Here is a 22,645-nt window from a genome sequence, read left to right on the forward strand (position 1 = left end):
GAAAATCACCTTGCCTAAACCGAATAAATATTTCCTGATCCTGCTAGCAACGGTAACGGCCTATATGCTCTTTGAGTATTACCGCCCCAAGCCGATTGACTGGAGGTCAACTTATCAGAACGATAACAAAGTGCCGTTCGGAACTCAGGCGTTGTTCGAGCTTTTGCCAGATGCCCTCCCACAGTCGACGGTGAAGATGACACGGCTGCCCATTTACAACTTTCTGAGCGAAACGAAACTACCTACGCTCAGCAATTACCTGTTTATCAATGAAGATTTTAAAGCCGATAGTATTGAGCAAAATCAGCTTCTGGCGTATGTGAAGCGAGGCAATGCCGTCTTCATTTCGGCATACAATCTGCCCGATTCACTTTGCCGTAAACTAGGGTTCAAAGCGGAAGTAAAACCCAATAACGAAGCCGATACAACCCTACGTCAGAACTTTGTTAATCCAAAGCTGCATACGGCGAAGGGCTATAATTTCTTCCACGACGACGGTCGTAACTATCTGACTGTCAAAAAACCGGAGACTATTACCGTATTAGGCCGCAATGCCCGGAAAGAACCCGTTTTCATTCGGGTGCAATATGGAAAAGGACAGTTTTTTATCCAGAACCTGCCGCTGGCGTTTACGAACTATTACGTGCTGAGCACCAAGACATCGGATTACGCCTTTAAAGCACTTTCCTATTTGCCAGTTCGCACCACGTACTGGGATGAGTATCAGAAACAGGGGCGATTCGATGAAGACGAGCAATCGATCTTCCGATATGTTCGCTCACAACCCGCCCTGAACTGGGCGTATTATCTTGTCGTTTTTGGGTTGATTTTCTATGCCATTTTCGCAGGCAAACGTACCCAACGCATTATTCCGGTTATCGAATCACCTAAAAATACATCGCTCGATTTTGTAAAAACCGTTGGGCGAATGTATTTTCAACAACACGACCATGACAACCTCGCCCGAAAGAAAATCCAGTATTTCCTGGCCGATCTCCGCGAACGCTACGGCCTAAATACAACCGTTTTAGACAAAGAATTTACCGAAACCTTAGCCCGAAAAAGTGGTGCATCCATAGACGAAACGACAGACTTAGTACGGCTCCTTCGTGACGCCCAACGCAGTATATCGCTCTCGGAATTTGACTTGTTAACCCTGAATCGGGCCATGGAAAAATTTAAACAAACTATCTGACCGTAGAATGTCTGAACCGGGATTTTAACAAGATTGAAAAGATTTGAAGATTCACTGATTATCGCTTCTTCAATCATATTAATCTTTTCAATCTTGCTAAAATCCCGGTTCAGACATCCCCGTTCAGACACAATTTATGGATTCATTCGAAACTCGTTTAGACCTTACGTCCCTCACCGCTGCGGTTGAGGCTATCCGCACTGAAGTTGGTAAAGTCATCGTCGGGCAACACCAAACGGTCGATTTACTCTTAACGGCTCTACTTGCCGATGGGCATGTACTCATCGAAGGCGTACCGGGCGTGGCAAAAACACTGACGGCAAAGCTGCTGGCAAAAACAATGTCGGTAGGTTTTAGCCGGATTCAGTTTACCCCGGATTTAATGCCTTCCGACGTATTGGGAACGTCTGTTTTTATGCCCAAAACGGGCGATTTCTCGTTCCGGCAAGGCCCAATTTTCTCGAATCTGGTTCTAATTGATGAGATCAACCGCGCTCCAGCCAAAACACAGGCGGCTCTGTTTGAGGTAATGGAAGAACGTCAGGTCACGAATGACGGGACAACGTATCGACTTAATGAGCCGTTTATGGTGCTGGCCACCCAGAATCCTATTGAGCAGGAAGGCACCTACCGATTGCCCGAAGCGCAACTTGACCGTTTTCTGTTTAAGATCGTTGTGGGTTACCCAAGTACAATCGAAGAGGTAGACATTCTTCGGGGTCATCACCAGCGCCGAAACCTGGCCGATGCGCTCGACGCCGTCAATGCCGTACTTACTGCCGAGCAACTGGCCACATTGCGCAATCAGGTGCATCAGGTTCACGTTGAAGATAAACTTTTCGACTACATTGCGCAGATTGTGCAGGCCACCCGTGCTAACAAATCGCTGTATTTGGGCGCATCGCCCCGTGCATCGGTATCGCTGTTGAATAGTGCGAAGGCATTAGCCACACTCCGAGGACGCGATTTTATAACCCCCGAAGATGTGCAGGAACTGGCGGCTCCCGTATTACGCCACCGGGTTCTGCTCACGCCTGAACGTGAAATGGAAGGTGGAACAGCCGATGAAGTTATAGCGCAGTTAGTGCAAAAAATTGAAGTACCGAGATAAGCAGTGAAAAATGAAGAGTGAAGAATGAAAAATACAGGACCAATAATAGCTTACGTATGTGCATTCCGCCAATATGCGCCAAGTAAGCTGTGGCTATTTGGCTTTTATTTTACATTCTTCATTCTCCACTCTTCACTACTTCTAGCCCAAACACCCACCCGAGAGCAACTAACCGGAACCTGGATTGGCGTACATACCGAATGGGATCTGGATTTCACTTGCACCTTACCGATTTATCTTCAGTTAGAAGCTGACAGTACCTATCACCTCGGGCTCATTGACGGATCGGCGCCTAAGATGACCTCAACATGGGCTATGCACGGCGAGTCGGTACGTTTGGACACAATCCATTATGCCCCCAAGCTCATTACACTCCAGAGTGATTTACTACGAATCGGGACGAACTATCCAATGGTTTTTAGGCGCTACACTGATTTTCCACTCGATTCGGCAACCGTCTATCAGCAACTAAATGGGCGTATCTGGCAATCCGACAGCCTAACCATTTCTCTTTTTGCCAATGGCCAGGCGAGTTTAGAAAATATAGCAACCAAACAGCGAACGGCCCATTTCTGGCGGCTGGCTCAATTTGATCGATCTGTATTTCTGGTTATTCTGGGCAACCAAACTAATTGGGACAGTGGCTATAAAATAATCTGGCAACTTAGCAGCGTAGCCTCCAACTTACTGCAGGCTATTGGCTGGAATGGGTGTCGCATAGCCGCAGAACCCTTTAGATTCGTTAGAAATCTATCGGCGGGAGAGACATGCAAACCTAATGGTTTTCAGACCTGCGATAACTGCTTCCGGTCAATATGGGCGGAGTCTATGCTTACGCGTGGACAGAAACGGTATGACATCGTTCAGCTATTTAACAAGTATTATCAACCCATTAATCAGTTGGGAGAGTCGGGGCTTGTACGTATTCAGTTTGTAATAAATTGTTCGGGCGAAAGTGGGAAGACGGAAATAAATGGGTTTGATGAAGACTATTGTCCAAAGCAATTTGACTCCCGAATTACCAGTCAGTTATTGGCCATCTGTCGCGACTATATCGTTACCGATCAATCAATCCGTCAGCCAGATAGTAATCGAGACCTGTTCCATGATGCTTTTATTTCACTCGCATTTCGGTTCAAAGACGGGCGTATAACGGACATACTACCATGATGCGACTCTGTTTTTTTTGCTGGCTCTTGCCACTATCTGTACTAGCTCAGGACAACGAACGCATCTTAAAATCCTTCGCGTCGACGCTAGCCGCGAATCGATCAGCCCAAACAAGATTCTATTTCGGAGAAAAACGGGAGAAAGTTCGCTCCGATACGTTGTCGGCCAATGCACAAAATTTTCGGCACAGGGCTTTTAATTATGTATGGGCGAAAGACTATGAACAGGCAGTTGTGTGGCTGGAAAAAACGACGGCACTTTCACCAAAGGAACATGGTATTGTCGGCGAATTCTATCTGGCTCAATTTCACGACTATACACGTGCGCTGACGCATTTCAATGCGTACGATGCGCTAACGCCAAACTTCGACGACATCGTCGGCTACAATCCGGTAAGCTATATGCGGGGATTAGCCTATCGAAGTATGGGAAACCACGAGAAGGCGATTCAGCAATTTTCGATAGCGATCGACCCGTTAGCCGCTAAACATGGAGCCGAGTGGGTGAACTATCGACATTTTGTAAGTCGGGCCGTGAGCTATATTGCAACACAACAACCCGAAAAAGCCTTAGCCGATCTTGAAAGCGCCGGTAAAAACTACAAACGGAGCGCCCTTGTCCAGTATCATCGCGGGCGGGCTTTACTCCTATTGAATCGAACGGCCGAAGCTAAAACAGCCTTTCAGGATGCTTCCTTTTTCTTCAAAGCCCTTCGAGCAGAGCGCAGAGGAGATTATCAGGAAGATGATTCTAATCCCATCTATGAGATCGAAATTGATGAGACAATCGCACACTTAAAAACCTTAAATCGTTGAAGTCTATCCGCCCTCTTTTTATTGCTACACGCTTGTGGTTCGGCTTAATTGCGCTTGTGCTGTTGTTTGTGGCTGCCTACGCTTTTCCAATCCTGTTTCCGCTGGTGAAAGTAGCCTTTGCTGTTTTTATGGTGATGATTGGGCTGGATTTCTGGTTACTCTTTTTTAGCAAGAGTCAACCGGCCGGGTTAGCTTTCTTTGCCCGTCGCGAAGTGCCCGAACGCTTGTCGAATGGCGACGAAAATCCGCTTACAATCTATCTCGAAAACCGCTACTCATTCCGAACCGATGTAGAGGTTATTGATGAAATTCCGTTTCAGTTTCAACGACGTAATGTACTGTTCCGGGCCCGGCTGAATCCGCGCGAAAACCAGGCAATTCGCTACGAACTTCGTCCCACACGTCGGGGCGAATACAGCTTTGGCGCCGTAAATGTATTTGTGCTATCGCCCCTAGGTTTGCTGAAACGACGCTATCAGTTTGAGCAGGGAAAAATGGTGGCTGTTTATCCTTCCTTTTTGCAAATGCGTCAATTTGAGCTTCTGGCCGCTACCAATCGACTGAATGAAGTCGGTGTAAAGCGAATCCGGCGTATTGGTCACAGCATGGAGTTTGAACAGGTTCGCCCCTACTCTACCGGCGACGATGTGCGAACCATTAACTGGAAAGCAACGTCTCGCCGAAGTGATTCGCAAGGTACTTCACTGATGATCAACGCCTTTCAGGACGAACGCTCACAGCCTATTTATTGCCTGATCGATAAAGGTCGTGTGATGCAATCGCCGTTCGAGGGGTTAACCTTGCTCGACTATGCCATCAACGCCAGCCTGGTTTTAAGCAATATTGCCTTGCTCAAACAGGACCGCGCCGGTGTATTGACCTTTTCCGACCACATTGGCCAATTACTTCCTGCCGAGCGCCGAACGGGGCAAATGCTGAAAATTCTGGAATTGCTGTATCGGCAGAAAACCCGTTTTCTAGAATCGGATTATGAGAGTTTATACGCGGGTGTACGGGCGCACATTCGGCAGCGGAGCTTGTTGCTGTTATTCACAAACTTCGAAACGATGAGCGGCATGCAGCGTCAATTGCCTTACCTGCGTCGGCTAGCCAAAGATCACCTATTGCTCGTGATTTTCTTTGAGAATACAGAGTTACGCGAGCTAATTGCGAAACCCGCGACGGATACCGAACATATTTACATAAAAACAATCGGGGAGAAATTTACCTACGAAAAGAGGCAGATCGTCAGGGAGTTAGGGCAGTATGGTATCCAGACGATTTTAACAACACCGCAAAACCTGACGGCCAATACGGTCAATAAATACTTGGAACTAAAATCCAGGGGCATGATTTAGTTGCGATAAAAACGAGAGGGGAGAACATAGGCCATATCTTAGAGATATGGCCTATGTTCTCCCTTCTCGTTTTTACTTTTTTAATTATCTCCCAAGCCGCCCTTCACCGATTCATAGTTTGACTTAAGGCGTCCCATTTCCTTTGCTAAAAAGGTTTGCAATTGCCGGTTGAACTCCTCTTTTTCATTGTCTGGCAATGAGGCATAGAGATCTTTTAATTCCTGATTGATAGCTGCTCGTTCGGCATCGTCGGCCGCGTTGATTGAGCGATAATGGTATTTTCTAAAATCGTATTGAGTCATTTTGTCCTAGGCCTCTTCAGGCAAATTGGCAAAAACCTCTTGCAAAGGAATCTGTAAACCATCAATATTAATTAACTCATCAGCTACTGAATATGCTGTTTCAGTCCAGACATTTGCCTGTTCGGTACGGCGGCAAACGATCACTTCCCGGTCAAATGGATCAATGAATACAAGCTCCTGTACTGTATCCATTTGTTCATATTTTCGTCGTTTAGCTCCTAAATCATAGTTAAATGTTGATTCAGAAAGAATTTCAACGATCATATATGGATTTGTAATAATGGATCGAGAGTTTCCTTCAAAAACCGGATTACCCTTTACAACCAATACATCGCCATTGTAGTGCCCTTTCCTACCATCTTTACGTATACCTGCGTTGCTACCAACTACGTAAAATGGCCTTCCTGAATAATATCCTGTGAGAAGATAGTTGATTCGACTAACTAAAAGCTCGTGGATAAATGTTGCTAATCCCATTACAATAATCTTACCATTATGATACTCGATGCGGTAGTCTGTTTCCTGTAGAAACTCCTCAAACTCTTCCCATGATGCTGGTATAGCAACTAGCTTTCCTGTTTCCAGTCCCATCACCTGTTTATCGCTCAGCCGCACTTTCTCTAAAGCCTGCATAAATTATCTGTCCGCTTTTTAGTAAAGATACAATAACCCATAATAACACAAAAGGCCCTTTCGGAATGAAAGGGCCTCTTAGTAAATCTACAGTTGATTACGATTTCATCAACTCTCGCTGTTCTTTCAGCCGGGCTTTCTCAATCCGACCGGATACAATGATGCTAACTTCGTACAGCATGGCTAGCGGCAAGGCAACCAGAACCTGACTGTAAATATCGGGCGAAGGCGTAATGATACCAGCCACCACCAGAATCACAATCCAGGCATGCTTGCGGTATTCACGCATAAACTTCGGCGTCAGGACACCTACCTTCGATAACACATACGCAATCATTGGCATTTGGAAAATCAACGCACAACCCAACGATAGCGTAACTAGAATACCAATGTAAGAGGTAATGTCAAATTGGTTTTTGATATCAGGGGTAATCTGATAATTCGCTAAAAAGTTGATTGCCAACGGCGATACAATAAAATAACCAAAGAAAAGACCGAGCAAAAATAGCAGCGACACAAAGAAGACAGCTCCACGGGCGGCTTCCTTTTCGACAGATCGAAGACCAGGTTTGATAAACCGCCACAATTCCCAGAAGGCATAGGGAAATGCAAAACATAAGCCGATAATGGCCGATGAGGTCAACGCCATCGTGAACTGATCGGAAACGCCCAACGCCTGAAGTTCAAAATTGAGCTTTGTAACGCACAGGTCTGTATAGCCAGAAATTTCTGACAGTTTACACATCATGCGATACGTCCAAAAATCAGGATTTTTGGGACCCATGATAACAACCCGGAATATATCTTCGATATAGACGAATGCAATCAGAGCAAACACAAAAATAGACCCAACGGCGCGGATAATGTGCCAGCGGAGTTCTTCCAGATGATCCAAAAAGGACATTTCCTTGCCTTCTTCAGCATCAATCTCTTCGTCAGTCAGTTGGTCGAGTGGCATTTGTTTAATTAGCGAAAGAGTGAAAGAGTGAAAGAGCGAAAGGTATGCGAGCGTTAGCCAACCACTCTTGCACTCTTTCGCTCTTTCACTCTTTAATTATTAACTTTTATAGAGCGGAAACGCTTTCATCCACTCGTTAATTTCTTCTTTAACGGTCGAGAGAACGCTTTCGTTGTCGTGATTCATCAGCACCTTGTCGATATATACGACAATTTGCTCCATGTCCGATTCTTTCAGGCCACGAGTCGTCATAGCGGCCGTTCCAACGCGCATACCCGACGTCACCATCGGCGATTTATCGTCGAATGGAACCATGTTTTTATTGATCGTGATATCTGCCTTAATAAGCGTATTTTCGGCCAATTTACCCGTCAAACCTTTCGAACGGAGGTCGATCAACATCAGGTGATTGTCGGTACCGCCCGAAATGATTTTGTAGCCTAGGTTCAGGAATGAATTGGCCATAGCCTGGGCATTGGCTTTCACCTGAACAGCATAATCGTAGAAATCGTCGCTTAACGCTTCGCCAAACGCAACTGCTTTTGCAGCAATAATGTGCTCCAATGGACCACCCTGCGTTCCTGGAAATACACCTGAATCCAACAACGACGACATCAGACGCGTTTCTCCCTTTGGGGTTTTAATACCATATGGGTTCTCGAAATCATTCCGCATCATAATGATACCGCCCCGTGTGCCGCGTAGTGTTTTGTGCGTGGTGGTCGTTACAATATGCGCGTGCTCTAATGGATCATTCAATAAACCTTTAGCGATCAGACCTGCTGGGTGCGATACGTCTGCTAATAACAGAGCGCCTACTTCATCGGCAATAGCACGAAGCCGGGCATAATCCCAGTCGCGGCTATAAGCCGAAGCTCCACAGATAAGCACCTTAGGGCGCTCGCGTTTAGCGGTTTCTTCAACAACATCGTAATTGATAACGCCCGTTTCCTGCTCAACACCGTAGAATGTCGGACGGAAATATTTACCCGAAATATTGACCGGCGAGCCGTGTGTCAGGTGACCACCATGCGATAGATTAAATCCTAGAATGGTATCGCCAGGCTGCAAACAAGCCAGGAATACTGCCGTGTTAGCATTGGCGCCAGAGTGTGGCTGAACGTTAACCCAGGTAGCCCCGAAGAGTTCTTTTGCCCGGTCGATCGCGATTTGCTCAATCTGATCAACTACTTCGCAGCCACCATAATACCGTTTGCCAGGTAGTCCTTCAGCATATTTATTAGTCAAAACACTTCCAGCGGCTTCCATCACGGCAGGCGACACAAAATTTTCGGAAGCGATCAATTCAATACCCGACTCCTGCCGGTGTTGTTCTTTAGCAATCAGGTCAAACACCTGCGAATCGCGGGTGGTATTGGTGACGGTCGTCATCAGTATGAACGGTTTATTTGATTGATTGTCTGTTTGGTTAATAAAACCCTAGCCAACAAACGGGCAGAAAACCAAACATCTATTTCAGAACAAAGGTACGGCAGAAAACGGTAGAATAGACTGCCGATTTGCAGGACAATTCCCACAAAATCCAGGTCCTGCGTCGCACAATTTATTGATACGGAATTTCATCGGTCATTAAACCTTTACAAAGCATGTCTATCTTAATGGAAAGGCACATACCAACAACATTATTGATCTGTTTGAGCTGAAAGATGTGCTTCAGTAAACTTACTAGTAACGATATGAAAACTATGAAAAATCGATCAAAGGCATGGGTACTGGCGGCATTGCTGTTGCCTGCCCTTATGTCAGGTTGTGCTACCACAGCAACAACTACCGTACAGGGGCCTCCACCTGCTCGTGTTGAAGTAATTCCTGCCGCACCATCGGCTCGACATATCTGGATTCCTGGACACTATGTGCGTAGAGGCCGTAATTATGTATGGGTTAACGGATTTTATAAAGTAGCTCCCCCCCGTTACAATACCTGGGCAGCTGGCCACTGGCAACAAACCCGCCGAGGCCCCGTTTGGGTTGAAGGGCACTGGCGATAATTGATAGAACGCTGATTTTTATGATTGTTAGAATTAAAAATGATCTTGAGTCATCATACCAATCATAAAAATCAGCGTTCTATTTCATTTCCCTTTCGCTGCAGCCTGATATTGAAAGGGCGTCATGCCCGTATTGAGTTTGAACTGTCGGTGAAAATGGGAACTGTTATTGTAGCCACACTCCAGGCCAATCTGCCCAATACTAATATCAACATTCACCAATAGTTTACGAGCATGACCAATCCGAAGTTCGTTGAGGTACTCTACGAATGTTTTTCGGGTGCGATTTTTGAAATAGCGGCAAAAAGCCGCCGGGGCCATCCCCGCTACCGATGCGATCTGTTCAATACGAATTTCTTCCCGAAAATTGAGTAGCATAAACTCTAGCACTCGCTTCATCCGCTCGGTTTCGGCGGCACCGGGAGCCAACTGATAGCTATCGCTCGCCAATAGCTGGGCTTCCTGATCTGTAGCTAGTTGGTTTAAAATAGCCAGCAAACTTAACATCTGCGTCAATCCGGTTTGTTCAGTCAATTGCATCATCAACAAAGCTACTGACTGGCTACTGGTCGGACTAAAATGTAGACCATAACGTGCCCGGTGAAGTAATTGACGTACAGCCTCTGCTTCAGGCATAGCTGCCAGCAATCGATCATCAAAAGCAGCGGGAAACTGTACCACCACCGACTCTGCTCGTAAATCTGGCTTATTTTGGTAAAACTCCTCATCATTTCGCCAGAAATGCGGCAAATCTGGCCCAAGCAACACAAGATCGCCCGCCTGAAACGGCTCAACATGGTCGCCCACAAAACGCCGACCGTAGCCGTTAATAATATACGTCAACTCGTATTCGGGATGGTAATGCCAGGGCGCATCGAAGTATGGCAACTGAAATCGCCTGATTAGTGCCGAGCTTTGCTCACTAATCATTACTTTTTCGAAAAGTGCTTTCACTGAGTGCGCTATTTTAACCTACTTATTCTTTTTATAACGACTACAGAATCAAAATTAGACACAAATCTGCAAAAACTCTATTCTAATCGTGTAATAATACCAGGTAGCTTTGTGGTGTTAGACTATTCCTAAACCTACTCTATCGAACGGGCAATTGTACAAAGCTGTATGCATGTTATGCCGATACAGCTTTGTGCGAGAGTCCTTTACATCACACACTACTCATCAACCAATGGAAGCTACGATCGATAAAGAAACGCTACTTAACGAACTGGACGCCTATTATACAGTTAGTCCCGAGGCCATCGATTTCTATCGTCAACATGGCTATGTAAAACTCAAGCATGTCCTGAGTCCAGACGCGCTGGCCTATTATGGCGATATCATTACGGATCTGGTTTTTCGGCTCAATACGCTTATTAAACCAATGGAAGAGCGTACTACCTACGAGCGGGCATTTTTGCAGATCATGAACCTCTGGCGCGAAGATGAGCAAGCGAAAGAGTTCGTTTTCTCGAAGCGATTAGCCAAAATCGCAGCCGATTTGATGGGCGTTGAGGGCGTCCGATTATATCACGATCAGGCACTATACAAAGAACCTTCTGGTGGAATTACCCCCTGGCACGCCGATCAGTTTTACTGGCCGCTTGCTTCGCCGAACACAGTTACCGTCTGGATTCCGTTGCAGGATACACCGATGGAAATGGGCCCGCTTGCCTTTGCCGAAGGAAGTCAGCATGTTGAAATTGGCCGCGATATTGAAATCAGTGATGACAGTGAAAAAATCCTATCTGATACTTTACAAAAATTAAATTTCAACGTTCACGACACGCCATTTGAGTTAGGCGAAGTGAGTTATCATGCAGGTTGGACATTCCACCGCGCCGGGCCTAATGTATCCGATCGGCCGCGCAAGGTGATGACCATGATTTACATGGATAAAGATCAGGTTGTGATGCAGCCTCGCAATGAATATCAGGTTGCCGACCATGCCACCTGGCTCAATAATGCGCCCGTCGGAAGTAATCCGCAAAGCGAGCTAAATCCGGTTTTGTTTAGTTATTAATCATCAGTTACTAGCAATTAGTCGCCAATCGATAGGCTGAAATAGGCAAGCATTTTCAGGAATGCCGTCTACTTCAGCCTATCGATTGGCGACTATTATTTTTTTATGGAAATATTTTTGCTGTATTTCTGTTGTTCCAACAAACCATCAACTTACCCAAAGCGGGATGAAATCAATTCTTGCGCTTGCGGTGTGGCTCTTGCTACCCCTAGCTACGTTTGCCCAGATTCTAAAACCAGTCACCTGGAGCTACAAACCAGCCAAAACTACTGCCAAAGTTGGCGAGATCATTGAGTTACGTTTTACGGCCAATGTCCAAACCGGTTACCACATTTATTCCTCGGATGTTAACCCGAAAATTGATGGTCCGCTCCCAACAGTCATCAAGCTTAACCCCAACAAAAGCTTCGAGTTGGTTGGAAAGGTAAAGCCAGTGAGTAAAGTCGAAACCAAATACGAAGAGGTATTTGAGGGCGATACGTATGTGATGCACGGCGCAGCTCAATTCTCGCAACGCATTAAAATTCTTAGCGATAAGCCCGTCATTGAAGGCAATGTCGATTACCAGGTTTGTACGGACAAAGATGGCCAGTGCATTCCAGGAAATGAGGATTTCGCCATTACAGGCTTGGTTATTAGTGCGCCAGCTACCGCAACAGCCGCACTAGCATCAACACCAGCAGCAACCTCGGCAGTTACTAAACCCTCTTCCAAAACAATCGTTGCAGCCGCTACACCAGCAAATGCGCAAACGGCCACAGAAGCCGTTCAAGCCGAAGCACCCACGGTAAAGGAAACGGTTCAAATTCCGGATTTATCGGTAGCTAAAACCGAAAACACCCCACAAGATTCGTTAGGTGGTTTCCTGTTGGCCGCTTTCTTATCGGGTCTGGTTGCGTTGCTTACTCCTTGCGTATTCCCGATTATCCCGGCCACAGTTAGTTTCTTTACGAATCAGCAAGGCGGCATGTGGAAGGCTTTTCTGTATGGTGCTTTCATCATTGGTATCTACGTATTAATTGGTACAGTAGTTTCACGGTTCAACGGCCCAGCTTTTGCCAATTTCGTTAGTACACACTGGCTGCCAAACCTTATTTTCTTTGCGACTTTCTTCATTTTTGGGCTTTCCTTCCTAGGCTTGTTTGAGATCGTTCTGCCAAACTCGCTGATTAACAATGCCGATGCACGTTCTGAAAAAGGCGGTCTCTTGGGGATTTTCTTCATGGCCTTCACGCTGGTGCTGGTGTCGTTTTCCTGCACCGGGCCAATTGTGGGAAGCTTGTTAGTAGCCTCGGCAGGCGGTGAAGTTGTAAAGCCTATTTTGGGTATGGCGGCATTTTCATCGGCCTTCGCAATTCCCTTTACGCTGTTTGCGGCTTTCCCACAATGGATGAAAAGCTTACCTCGGTCGGGTGGCTGGTTAAACTCGGTGAAAGTCGTTCTGGGTTTTATTGAACTGGCTCTCGCGCTTAAATTCCTGAGCGTTGCCGATCAGGTTTACCATTGGCATTTACTCGACCGAGAAGTTTTCCTGGCGATCTGGATTGTCATTTTTGCGTTGCTTGGCTTTTATTTCTTAGGCAAGATTCGGATGCCGCACGACAGCGAGGTAAAGTTCGTGAGCGTGCAGAAACTCCTGTTAGCCATCGCGACATTCTCCTTTGTAGTTTATATGGTTCCTGGCTTGTGGGGTGCTCCGCTGAAAGCCTTATCGGGCTACTTACCTCCTGAGACATCACAGGATTTCAATTTGCACGGTCAGACTTCTTTTGGGAAACAGCAATCGCCTGAATTAGCAGGAAGTGGCCCCATCCGACACGCCGATTTATTCCATCTGCCACATGGCTTACAGGGATTTTTCGATTACAAGCAAGCATTGGCTTATTCGAAAAAAGTAAACAAGCCTGTGTTCATTGATTTTACCGGACACGGTTGTGTAAACTGCCGGGAAATGGAAGCTCGTGTTTGGTCAGACCCCGCTGTGCTATCAAGATTGCAGAATGATTTCGTAGTCGTGGCGCTTTACGTAGATGACAAAACTGATCTTCCTGAAGCCGAATGGTATACTTCGACTTACGATCAGAAGGTTAAAAAGAGCATTGGTGCCCAAAACGCTGACCTGCAAATCACAAAATATAACAACAACGCCCAACCGCATTACTGCCTTGTCGATGGCGATGGTAAGCTACTAGTAGCGCCTAAAAACTACGACCGTGATGTAGCCAACTTCGTTGCGTTTCTAGATTCAGGGAAAGCGAAGTTTTAATACTGTTGTAACGCGGGTTTCCACTCGCGTTACAACAAAAAATCCCCGCCAAGCTCTGGCGGGGATTTTTTGTTGATAGAACTTATAAACGTTGGCTAGGCTGCGGTTTCTGCCGGAACAGCCTGCGATTGCACTAATTCCATATCAGGTTTCGATTGATCGGAAACGGGGACACGACCACGTTCCTTACGAACAATACGCGAATAAAGTGATATCTCCTGATCAAACAGAAAGAGGAAAAATAGCTTCACAAACGATGTATGGTATTTCAGTGACTCGTAATACTCGGGAGCCGATTTCTTAATTTCGGGTAGCTTATTCCAGGGAATAGAAGGAAAATCGTGGTGCTCATTGTGGAACCCAACGTTTAAGTTAGGGCCATTAAGTGGGCCGTAGTAGCTGTAGGTTTCCTGCTGTGGATCAAGCGTCAGGAAGTGCTCCTGAGCCCAGCGCGCGCCCAGTGGGTGAAGTCCAACCGAGAAGAACAGACACAACACCATGAAGGCCAATGCTTTCCAGCCAAACAAGGTTACAATCAGTACGTCAAATGTGATCTGAACAATAAAATTGGCAATTACCCATTTATCAAAAACGGCTAACTCTTTCATCCGTAGCGTACGAATACCCTGAAAAATAGGATAGAACAACAACCAGATCGCCTTACCAATAGCGTAATTTTTGATTAATCGAGCCTCATACCAGTCCGGCAAATCGGCATCCAGTTCGTGAACCCCCTGAAAAGCATGGTGCTTGATATGGAAATTCTTAAACGTTAGTGCTGTTGGAAATACGGTTGGTAGGTTTGCAAAAATAGCTGCCCATGCATTAGCTGCGGGCTTCTTGAAGATCAGGTTATGAGCCGCTTCGTGAATACAAACGAATAGCGTATGGGCCGGGAATGCCCCAATAAACCAGGCAGCCGCAACTACAATCCACCACGACTGGTCACGAACGAGCCAGGCCATACCCGTCATAAGAACTACACAAAAGGCAGCCACCCAAAACGTATTCGGGTTTTTCTGGCCGATCAGTTTCTTAATTTCGGGGTGAGATTTAAGGATTTGTCGAGTACGAATTCGGTGTGGTTCGGTGGTGTTCGACCGAACAAAATCAGTTAATGCTGCCATAAATAAGGTATCGCCAGTACAAATACAGTGAATACGAATAGTAAAATTAACACATTTTCAACTAGTAACGCTATTAATTCTTCCGAAAAATTCCTGACTTTAATCATATTTTCCTGTAAACGAGAAAGGCGAAACGGAGCCGTCTCGCCTTTACTAATTCAGGTTGATTCAACAAAAACATAAAACTCTTTATGTACATGAGGAAATACCTCATCTATCTAATATCCAATTGGGAATGAATAGCCCAACGAAAAAGCAACTCCGCGATTCCGAACATTGACATTTACGACGGGTACTTGAATCTGACGCGTAAAGCCATTTGTGTAACGGCCTTCGATAAAGAACTTACCAGCACCCGCATCGAATGCGAGACCAAGGCCACCCACAGCACTAACGTCCCAGCAATTTAACATACCGCCATAGTTGACATCAATGTCATAAGGCTTTGTCGTGATCAAGCCCGAAGCGCGGGTACGAATCCGACCATCAAGCGCGTAGCTTACAGAAGGTCCTGCAATCAGGTAAGGTTGAACAGGTCCATCGGATAAGTTAAATTTAAACAACAGCGGCACTTCCAGTTGTTGCGACTGGTAGGCAATGGTAGCCCCTATTGGGAGGTTAAATCCGCCGAGATTGAGGTCAATACCTTCTTTAATAGCAACGCCTTTTTGTACATAAGCGATTTCGGGACGGAATGAGACGCGCTCACTCAATGGAATATCTAAGAAAAGAGCCGCTGTTGGGCCAATTGTCGGATGAAAATCAGGCATCATACTGCCCAAAAAATCGGGTTTTGAGGCAAACCCAGCATTGGCACCACCACGGATACCGACCTGAACCTGAGCAACAGAAATTTGGGTAACAAACAAGCCAAAGAAGGCAAGAACACCGGCAAGCACAATTCGTTTCATGGTATTGAAGGGAAAAATTGACTAGAAAATGAGAACCTGAAATTGATTGTGTAAAGTGTCGGCGATAGGCGAAGTGGTTATTTTTTTGCGATTATGTCTGTTAGAGGAAGCCATTGCCGAAAGGATTAACCAGTCTATAAAAAAAATTATGCCTGTCTATCGTCAGCCCTCAATTCGTCCTCATTTACTAAATGTTTATCACTGGCAATCAGTAGTTTGTATTTTTTCTTGAAAACATTGTAGCGTCCTTGTAACTTTACCAACTACCTATAATCTTAACCTAACCATGAAATACATTAAGCCAACTAAATTCAGCTACCTGCCTAAGTTTCTGATGCCGTTGGACTTACTGGGCCTATTTGAGTGCGATCCATTCGGTAGTTCACTGTTAATCAGAAGAATACTCATTGGTATTGTTGGGTGGTTAACCTATGCCCGCTACACGGTTGTGAACCGGATTGAGATCGAAGGGACAGAAAATCTGGAAAATCTTCCGATCAATAATGTGCTGTTTCTGTCGAATCATCAGACCTATTTTGCGGATGTGATTGCCTTTTTTCAGATTTTCTGCGCTGTAAAATGGGGTTTTCAGAACACGATTGTTCCTCCTGTCTATTTATTTGGCCCACGTGCCCGACAGTATTATGTAGCCGCATCTGAAACCATGAAAAAAGGGTTTGTGCCCCGCGTGCTGTCGGCGGCAGGTGCGCTAACCATCGAACGATCCTGGCGGGCTGAAGGCCGCGAAGTCCAGCGTGCCGTGGATACGACGGCCAATGATAAAATTGCAAAAGCTCTTGCGCACGGTTGGGTTGTTAGCTTCCCTCAGGGTACCACCACCCCTTACGCTCCCGTTCGGAAAGGCACAGGACATCTTTTAAAAAACAACCAACCCATTGTTATCCCGGTAGTTATCAACGGTTTTCGACGCGCTTTCGATAAAAAAGGGTTGCGCTTTAAAAAACGGAATACTCTTCTGACAGTTCAGTTTAAAGCTCCGTTACACTACAGCCCAGACGATACGGTCGACGAGATCGTGGCTAAAGTGCGTCATGCCATTGAGCAGGATGCCCCAGAGTGGGCGCAGGAAAAAAGTTAGTCACAACGCAAGTCATGCTTCCTATTCACCCGCATAGTTTATAGTAGGTTACATAGAACTCGTCTTTATACTACACGCCAACGAACTTGCCCAAAACGGCGAACGACTTATTCCTAAAGACGAATGGCTATGAGATTGTATGTAAATCCGACCCTAAAGAGTTGTTTATTACCCGCCTGCGCATTAGTACTAGGCTTACTAGCTTCCAGTTGTAACCAGTCCTACAAATCCTCCTCTGGAAACGACTTTGCCCGCGTTGTTCAGGACACAAATCCACCTGTGGAGCCTTTGTCGCCAGAAGCGAGCATAAAAAAAATCCAACTTCCGCCGGGCTATCACATGGAGCTGGTCGCCAGCGAACCGATGATTCAGGAACCTGTGGCGATGGCCTGGGACGGTAACGGCCGATTGTATGTTGCCGAGATGAATACATACATGAAAGACGCCAGCGCCACTGGCGAATATGCCCCAACTAGCCGGATCAAACGTCTGGAAGATACCGATGGCGATGGCAAGATGGACAAATCGACCATCTTCATTGATAGCCTCGTACTACCTCGCACCATTCTGCCCGTAGGTGATCAGTTGTTAGTGGGCATTACCAACGTTCAGCATATATGGAGTTATCGGGATACCAACGGCGATGGGAAAGCTGACGAGAAAAAAATCGTCTTTAAGAATGATGCCATCGACTCCCGAAATCTGGAGCATCAGAACGGTGGGATGATCTGGAATCTGGACAATTGGATTTATCCGACTCGTGATAATCTGCGGTACAAATACAAAAACGGCAAACTCCTGGCCGATACGCTGGTCGATAATATGATTGGTCAATGGGGTATGACGACTGACAATTATGGTCGTTTATTTTATTCAGAAGCTGGGCCTGGCTTACCAGCCGTACAAATTCAGCAAAACCCAGCTTACGGTGCCCTGAACTTTGCCGACCAATATTCCGAAGATTTTACGAAGCCCTGGCCAATTATAGGCAATGTGGATGCGCAAGGTGGTCGAGAAGCTTTACGGCCCGAAGACAATACCCTGAACAAATTCACAGCCGGTTGCGGACAGTCTATTTTCCGGGGAGATCGCTTACCCGCCGATATGCAGGGCGATTATTTTATTCCAGAACCCGTAGGGCGGATTATTAAGCGTGGAAAAGTAAGTAACCGAGATGGTAAAATCTACATTGAAGATGCCTATAAGCAGAAAGATTGGCTGGCTTCTGCCGATATGAATTTCCGCCCGATTAACACGTATACAGGTCCCGATGGCTGTTTTTACATTGTTGATATGTACCACGGCATCATTCAGGAAAGCGAGTGGACAAAGCCCGGTTCGTACTTAGGCGGTATCATTCAGCAAAAAGGCTTGTACAAGAATCGGGGGATGGGACGCATTTACCGGGTAGTTCACGAAGATTTCAAGCGCGATACCCAGCAACCCAACATGTTGAAGGAGTCGAGCAGTCAATTGGTAACGTATTTAGATCACCCCAATGGCTGGTGGCGCGACAATGCTCAACTATTGCTCATCGTGCGTAACGATCAATCAGTCGTGCCTGCATTACAACAAATAGCCATTGGCGAAAAAGCGTCTTTGTCCAAACAACCCAGTCCGTTGGCCCGTATTCATGCGTTATGGACGCTAGAAGGCTTGGAAGCGATTGATAAACCGACGCTCTTCAAAGCGTTTACAGATACCGATGCACAGGTTCGTAAAACCGCTGTCTGGATCAGCGAGTACTATCTCAAGAAGAAAGATGCGGAGGTAATTTCAAAGCTGGCTACCTTACAAAATGACCCAAGTGCCGATGTACGCATCCAGTTGGCCTTGTCGCTTCGCAGCCATAAAACACCCCAAACGCAGGCGCTTGTCAAAACGCTGCTGGCCGAAAATCCAAAAAATGAGTTAATGCAATTTTCGTTTACAACCTTTGCCGAGTCGCAGAAAATTCTTCAAGCCGAGCAAGAACGCACCCGGAATTTAAGCCCCGCCGACCGCGCTTTAGTCACTAAAGGAGCTACGATTTTTAAACAGCTCTGCGCCACCTGTCATGGTCCCGATGGAAAAGGCATACAGATGGGTGGCAAACAAATGCCCGCTCCTCCTCTGGTTGGCTCGCCACGTGTGAAAGGCGATAAAACGCTATTGATGCAGCTGCTACTGAACGGTATGAGAGGCCCCGTAGATGGCAAAACCTATCCCGATATGATGCCATCGATGGCGGCCAATGACGATAAATGGATTGCTTCGGTCTTAAGCTATGTCCGAAACAGCAGCGAATTGGGCAACAAATCATCGGTTGTCACGCCCGAAGAGGTGGCTTATACCCGCGCCAATACACCCGTTATTCCAGCGGGTATGACCCAACAAGAACTGGAAATATTTAAGTTAGGTCGCGCGGAACGCACGAACTGGAGCAAACCAGATGATAAAGACAAGTCTCACAAATAGCTCAAACCAATGAACACACCTTTTGTGAAAAGTCTTCTAGGCTGTCTGTTTGTGCTTTATGCATCGGCGGCCTTTCCTCAAGAGCCGACTCATACGAATAGCATCGGTATGGAGTTTGTACTCATTCAGCCCGGTAGTATGACCGTCGGACGATTTCAGCCACCCTACCCTCACCAGCCAGCGACTTCTACAGTATCAGCAAGTAAAGATTCCGGAATGCCGTGGACGCAAAATGACTACCAACTAGCCGAGAAGTTAGTAAAACAAGATGCTCGACCTGGCTTCCCAGTAAAGATTAGTCGCCCTTATTACATTGGTAAATTTGAGGTTACTCAGGCCCAATGGAAACAGGTAATGGGCACCAATCCATCCGCCTTTCAAGGAGATAAAGTTAAGGATGAGGCAGACCAACACCCAGTCGAGCAGGTGAGCTGGCAGGATGTCCAAAAGTTTCTGACGAAATTAAACTCGCTGGACAAAAATCATCATTACCGACTGCCCACCGAATTTGAATGGGAATATGCTGCTCGTGCTGGTGCCCAGGACGACATTTCCTGGAAAGCGATTTGGACGTCGGCTCAGATGGGCTCTAAAACAACCAGTAAAGTTGGCCAGAAAACGCCCAATGCCTGGGGACTTTACGATACACTAGGCAATGTTTGGGAATGGGTTCAGGATTATTACAACGAGAAAATCTTTGCCGACCCTATCGCTCCGAAATCAGGGGGCCAGCATGTGCTGAAAGGAGCCTCGTTTATGGGCGATGTAAAAAATGCAACCTACATGACTCACGCAGCCGGGCCGGGCAACGGATGGGACGTCGGTTTTCGCGTTGTAATGGAAGTTCGTTAATACTCCAACATGAAATTTTATTAATCATGTCCTTAAAAAAAATAACTAGCCTCCTACTCCTGTCCCTAATAGCGAGCTTCGCCAGTGCTCAAATCGGTAAAATCCCCACCGGATTCACCCCTATTTTCAACGGGAAGGACTTAAAGGGTTGGCACACCAGCCGAACGTCGCATCAGGGAACAACGGGCAATTTCTACGTAGAAAATGGCGTCATTACGCTGAAACAGTATCCGTACGGACAAGGCGGTGTCCTGTTAACCGACAAAAAATACGGCAATTTTGAACTCTATCTGGAAGCTAAAATTGACTCCTTTTGCAACGGGGGCATCTTTATCCGCTCTACCGAAAGCGGAGCCGCTTATCAAGTCGAATTAGCAACGCCCGGTGGTTTGGGTGATCTATTAGGCGAACGGATGAATGTGAGCAAAGGCGCTCAGGCGAAAACCATCGCCCAAGTCTGGAAACCCGGCGACTGGAATTCATTCCGCATCCGAATGGAAGGTGAAATTCCACATATAACCCTGTGGATAAACGGCCAGCAAATGTGGGAGGTTACGGAACCAGTTAATGACTTCGTTGCTGGCGAAACAAAAGGGATGATTGGGCTACAAGCGCACTGGTCGGCAGTATATTCAGCAGCCGCAGAGTCCTTTAATATGGCTAATTCATGGAAACCTGGTGCCGCTCACCGATTTCGCAACATTGCTATTAAAGAACTGTAAAAGTAGCGTGGACCTCTGGTCCGCATAGCTTAACTTAAAACAGCCTAGCTATGCGGACCAGAGGTCCACGCTACAACTCTTTATAAAATCCAGCGGAAGAAAAGGTATAGAGTAAAGGAAAGCAATACCGAAACAGGTAAGGTAAGCACCCAGGCGAGGGCAATGTTTCTGATTGTATCAGCCTGTAAGTTCTTGACACCCTTACTGGCAACCATGCTTCCGGCAATACCGGATGACAATACGTGTGTGGTACTAACTGGCAATTTTAACCAGGAGGCAAAGCCGATCATCGTTGCAGCAACTAATTCAGCCGAAGCACCTTGTGCATACGTTAGGTGTTGCTTACCAATTTTCTCACCAACGGTTACCACAATTCGGCGCCAGCCAATCATTGTACCGAGTCCTAATGAAACCGCAATCATCAAAATAACCCAAAAAGGCGCGTAGTCCGTAAAACGACGAAGGCCACTTTCTTCACCAAGGCTTTTGTTTAACACCGCCATCTGGCTCGCACTTACGTTCGCCCCTTCGTCAGCGGTAATTCGTTTCATATTGCTATTAATGAGCAGCAAATCCTTCCGAACATCTAATCGTTTCTCATTCGGAATTTTATTGTCTACGAGTGAGCTATTTATCAACTGTTTTAATTCACTCAGCTCGGTACGGGTTTGAGCCAGCCGGTCACGGTTAACGGGCGAAAGTTGGTTAGAATCCAGCACGGCAATTGTCTGTTCAATGCCCGTAATGTTCGTTTGCATCAAACGCGGATCAAGGTCGGCTTTAACCGCAAAGTGGTAAGGTACAATCCCAATCAGGATCAGCATAATCAACCCTACGCCTTTCTGTCCATCGTTACTACCATGAAAAAAACTTACCAGTGAACAGGTAGCAATCAAAATAGCCCGAATCCAGGTTGGTGGTTCGCTATTTTTCTTCGGCTCTTTAAAGAGTTGCGCTTTTGCGTCTTCAGACACCAACCGGCGAAGAACAAACATAAGCACAATGGCCAAACTGAAACCTAACAAAGGTGACAAAAGCAGAGCTTCGCCCGTTTCGATGGCTTTGTCCCAGTTAACGGCGGCACCCGTTTTGTTATCAGGTAAGGTTGAGAAAGCAAGACCTACGCCCAAAATTGAGCCAATCAGTGTGTGCGAACTTGAGCTGGGAATCCCAAAATACCAGGTTCCCAGGTTCCAGATAATAGCGCTTAGTAGCAAGGCTAGTACCATTGCCACACTGTGATAAACGTTTTGGTCGACCAGTAATTCAACCGGGAGCAGGTTCACAATTCCCATAGCCACACCGATTCCACCCAACAGAACGCCAGTGAAGTTGCAGATCCCAGACCAAACAACGGCAACGGTTGGTTTCAGGGAGTTGGTGTAAATAACGGTGGCTACAGCGTTCGCTGTATCGTGGAAACCATTAACGAATTCGAAAGCACAAGCAGCAAATAAGCTGATGAAGAGGAGGATAAAAACATCCGTTTCTAATCCAAACATACGAGGGATATCTTCTGTAGACAGGCTAACAGTGGGTCCGTAAGCCAATGATTGCCACAAAAGTAAGACAAACTGAGGATACCCGTATTACCAAATTGTTAAGTAGAGACGCGACCCTTCGCGTCTTAGATATGTCAG

20 protein-coding genes are annotated in these 22,645 nt (G+C 46.4%); 12 read left to right on the forward strand and 8 right to left on the reverse strand.

Annotated elements, in window-relative coordinates; genetic code table 11:
• The first annotated feature begins 10 nt into the window (after positions 1-10).
• The 5 genes from ACYVGR_RS14995 (at position 11) to ACYVGR_RS15015 (ending at position 5,649) form a co-directional block, all read left to right on the forward strand.
• Positions 11-1,195, forward strand: a complete 1,185-nt coding sequence (locus ACYVGR_RS14995; protein ID WP_460958053.1) for a DUF4350 domain-containing protein — start codon at positions 11-13, stop codon at positions 1,193-1,195.
• 136 nt (positions 1,196-1,331) lie between these two features.
• Positions 1,332-2,306 carry an AAA family ATPase gene (locus tag ACYVGR_RS15000; protein WP_460958002.1) on the forward strand — a complete coding sequence of 325 codons (975 nt, stop codon included), beginning with the start codon at positions 1,332-1,334 and terminating at the stop codon, positions 2,304-2,306.
• A 24-nt stretch (positions 2,307-2,330) separates the two neighbouring features.
• Positions 2,331-3,476 carry a hypothetical protein gene (locus tag ACYVGR_RS15005; protein ID WP_460958004.1) on the forward strand — a complete coding sequence of 382 codons (1,146 nt, stop codon included), beginning with the start codon at positions 2,331-2,333 and terminating at the stop codon, positions 3,474-3,476.
• Entirely contained in the window at positions 3,473-4,291 is an 819-nt protein-coding gene (locus ACYVGR_RS15010) for a tetratricopeptide repeat protein (protein WP_460958006.1), read from the forward strand. Before ACYVGR_RS15005 ends, ACYVGR_RS15010 begins: the two co-directional genes overlap by 4 nt.
• Positions 4,288-5,649, forward strand: a complete 1,362-nt coding sequence (locus ACYVGR_RS15015) for a DUF58 domain-containing protein (protein ID WP_460958008.1) — start codon at positions 4,288-4,290, stop codon at positions 5,647-5,649. Before ACYVGR_RS15010 ends, ACYVGR_RS15015 begins: the two co-directional genes overlap by 4 nt.
• Before the next feature lie 80 nt (positions 5,650-5,729).
• Here ACYVGR_RS15015 and ACYVGR_RS15020 read toward each other — a convergent pair whose 3' ends face one another.
• From ACYVGR_RS15020 to ACYVGR_RS15035, 4 genes are all read right to left on the reverse strand, one after another.
• On the reverse strand, positions 5,730-5,951 hold the full coding sequence (locus ACYVGR_RS15020; protein WP_460958010.1) for a hypothetical protein: 222 nt from the start codon (positions 5,949-5,951) through the stop codon (positions 5,730-5,732).
• Positions 5,952-5,957: 6 nt separating this feature from the next.
• Positions 5,958-6,584: a Uma2 family endonuclease gene (locus ACYVGR_RS15025; protein ID WP_460958012.1), complete on the reverse strand. Its 627-nt coding sequence runs from the start codon at positions 6,582-6,584 to the stop codon at positions 5,958-5,960.
• Positions 6,585-6,681: 97 nt separating this feature from the next.
• Positions 6,682-7,542, reverse strand: coding sequence for a twin-arginine translocase subunit TatC (gene tatC / locus ACYVGR_RS15030; protein ID WP_460958013.1), 861 nt, complete (start codon positions 7,540-7,542; stop codon positions 6,682-6,684).
• Positions 7,543-7,641: 99 nt separating this feature from the next.
• A complete protein-coding gene (locus tag ACYVGR_RS15035) occupies positions 7,642-8,934 on the reverse strand; it encodes a serine hydroxymethyltransferase (protein ID WP_460958015.1) in 1,293 nt (430 codons plus the stop codon).
• Positions 8,935-9,248: 314 nt separating this feature from the next.
• On the opposite strand from ACYVGR_RS15035, the gene ACYVGR_RS15040 reads away from it, so the two are divergent.
• On the forward strand, positions 9,249-9,551 hold the full coding sequence (locus tag ACYVGR_RS15040) for a hypothetical protein (RefSeq protein WP_460958017.1): 303 nt from the start codon (positions 9,249-9,251) through the stop codon (positions 9,549-9,551).
• Positions 9,552-9,635: 84 nt separating this feature from the next.
• Here ACYVGR_RS15040 and ACYVGR_RS15045 read toward each other — a convergent pair whose 3' ends face one another.
• Positions 9,636-10,505, reverse strand: a complete 870-nt coding sequence (locus ACYVGR_RS15045; protein ID WP_460958019.1) for an AraC family transcriptional regulator — start codon at positions 10,503-10,505, stop codon at positions 9,636-9,638.
• A 232-nt stretch (positions 10,506-10,737) separates the two neighbouring features.
• Here ACYVGR_RS15045 and ACYVGR_RS15050 point away from each other — a divergent pair, with 232 nt between their 5' ends.
• Complete coding sequence (locus ACYVGR_RS15050; protein ID WP_460958021.1) at positions 10,738-11,571, forward strand: phytanoyl-CoA dioxygenase family protein; 834 nt, start codon at positions 10,738-10,740, stop codon at positions 11,569-11,571.
• Positions 11,572-11,737: 166 nt separating this feature from the next.
• On the forward strand, positions 11,738-13,837 hold the full coding sequence (locus ACYVGR_RS15055; RefSeq protein ID WP_460958023.1) for a protein-disulfide reductase DsbD family protein: 2,100 nt from the start codon (positions 11,738-11,740) through the stop codon (positions 13,835-13,837).
• A 95-nt stretch (positions 13,838-13,932) separates the two neighbouring features.
• On the opposite strand, the gene ACYVGR_RS15060 is transcribed toward ACYVGR_RS15055, so the two are convergent.
• Together ACYVGR_RS15060 and ACYVGR_RS15065 are read right to left on the reverse strand one after the other, a co-directional pair.
• The gene (locus ACYVGR_RS15060) at positions 13,933-14,964 is read right to left on the reverse strand and encodes a fatty acid desaturase (RefSeq protein ID WP_460958025.1); all 1,032 of its coding nucleotides are present in this window, start codon (positions 14,962-14,964) and stop codon (positions 13,933-13,935) included.
• A gap of 218 nt (positions 14,965-15,182) precedes the next feature.
• Positions 15,183-15,875, reverse strand: coding sequence for a porin family protein (locus ACYVGR_RS15065; RefSeq protein ID WP_460958027.1), 693 nt, complete (start codon positions 15,873-15,875; stop codon positions 15,183-15,185).
• Positions 15,876-16,161: 286 nt separating this feature from the next.
• Here ACYVGR_RS15065 and ACYVGR_RS15070 point away from each other — a divergent pair, with 286 nt between their 5' ends.
• From ACYVGR_RS15070 to ACYVGR_RS15085, 4 genes are all read left to right on the forward strand, one after another.
• Complete coding sequence (locus ACYVGR_RS15070; protein WP_460958029.1) at positions 16,162-16,974, forward strand: lysophospholipid acyltransferase family protein; 813 nt, start codon at positions 16,162-16,164, stop codon at positions 16,972-16,974.
• 129 nt (positions 16,975-17,103) lie between these two features.
• On the forward strand, positions 17,104-19,431 hold the full coding sequence (locus tag ACYVGR_RS15075; RefSeq protein ID WP_460958031.1) for a DUF7133 domain-containing protein: 2,328 nt from the start codon (positions 17,104-17,106) through the stop codon (positions 19,429-19,431).
• Between the two features lie 9 nt (positions 19,432-19,440).
• Positions 19,441-20,283 (forward strand): formylglycine-generating enzyme family protein, encoded by an 843-nt coding sequence (locus ACYVGR_RS15080; RefSeq protein ID WP_460958033.1) that lies wholly within the window; start codon positions 19,441-19,443, stop codon positions 20,281-20,283.
• Positions 20,284-20,309: 26 nt separating this feature from the next.
• Positions 20,310-21,005 carry a 3-keto-disaccharide hydrolase gene (locus tag ACYVGR_RS15085; protein WP_460958035.1) on the forward strand — a complete coding sequence of 232 codons (696 nt, stop codon included), beginning with the start codon at positions 20,310-20,312 and terminating at the stop codon, positions 21,003-21,005.
• An 80-nt stretch (positions 21,006-21,085) separates the two neighbouring features.
• Here the strand turns inward: ACYVGR_RS15085 and ACYVGR_RS15090 are convergent, their stop codons facing one another.
• Positions 21,086-22,507, reverse strand: coding sequence for an inorganic phosphate transporter (locus ACYVGR_RS15090; protein ID WP_460958037.1), 1,422 nt, complete (start codon positions 22,505-22,507; stop codon positions 21,086-21,088).
• Between the last annotated feature and the right edge of the window lie 138 nt (positions 22,508-22,645).

This window comes from Spirosoma litoris (genome assembly GCF_054776755.1).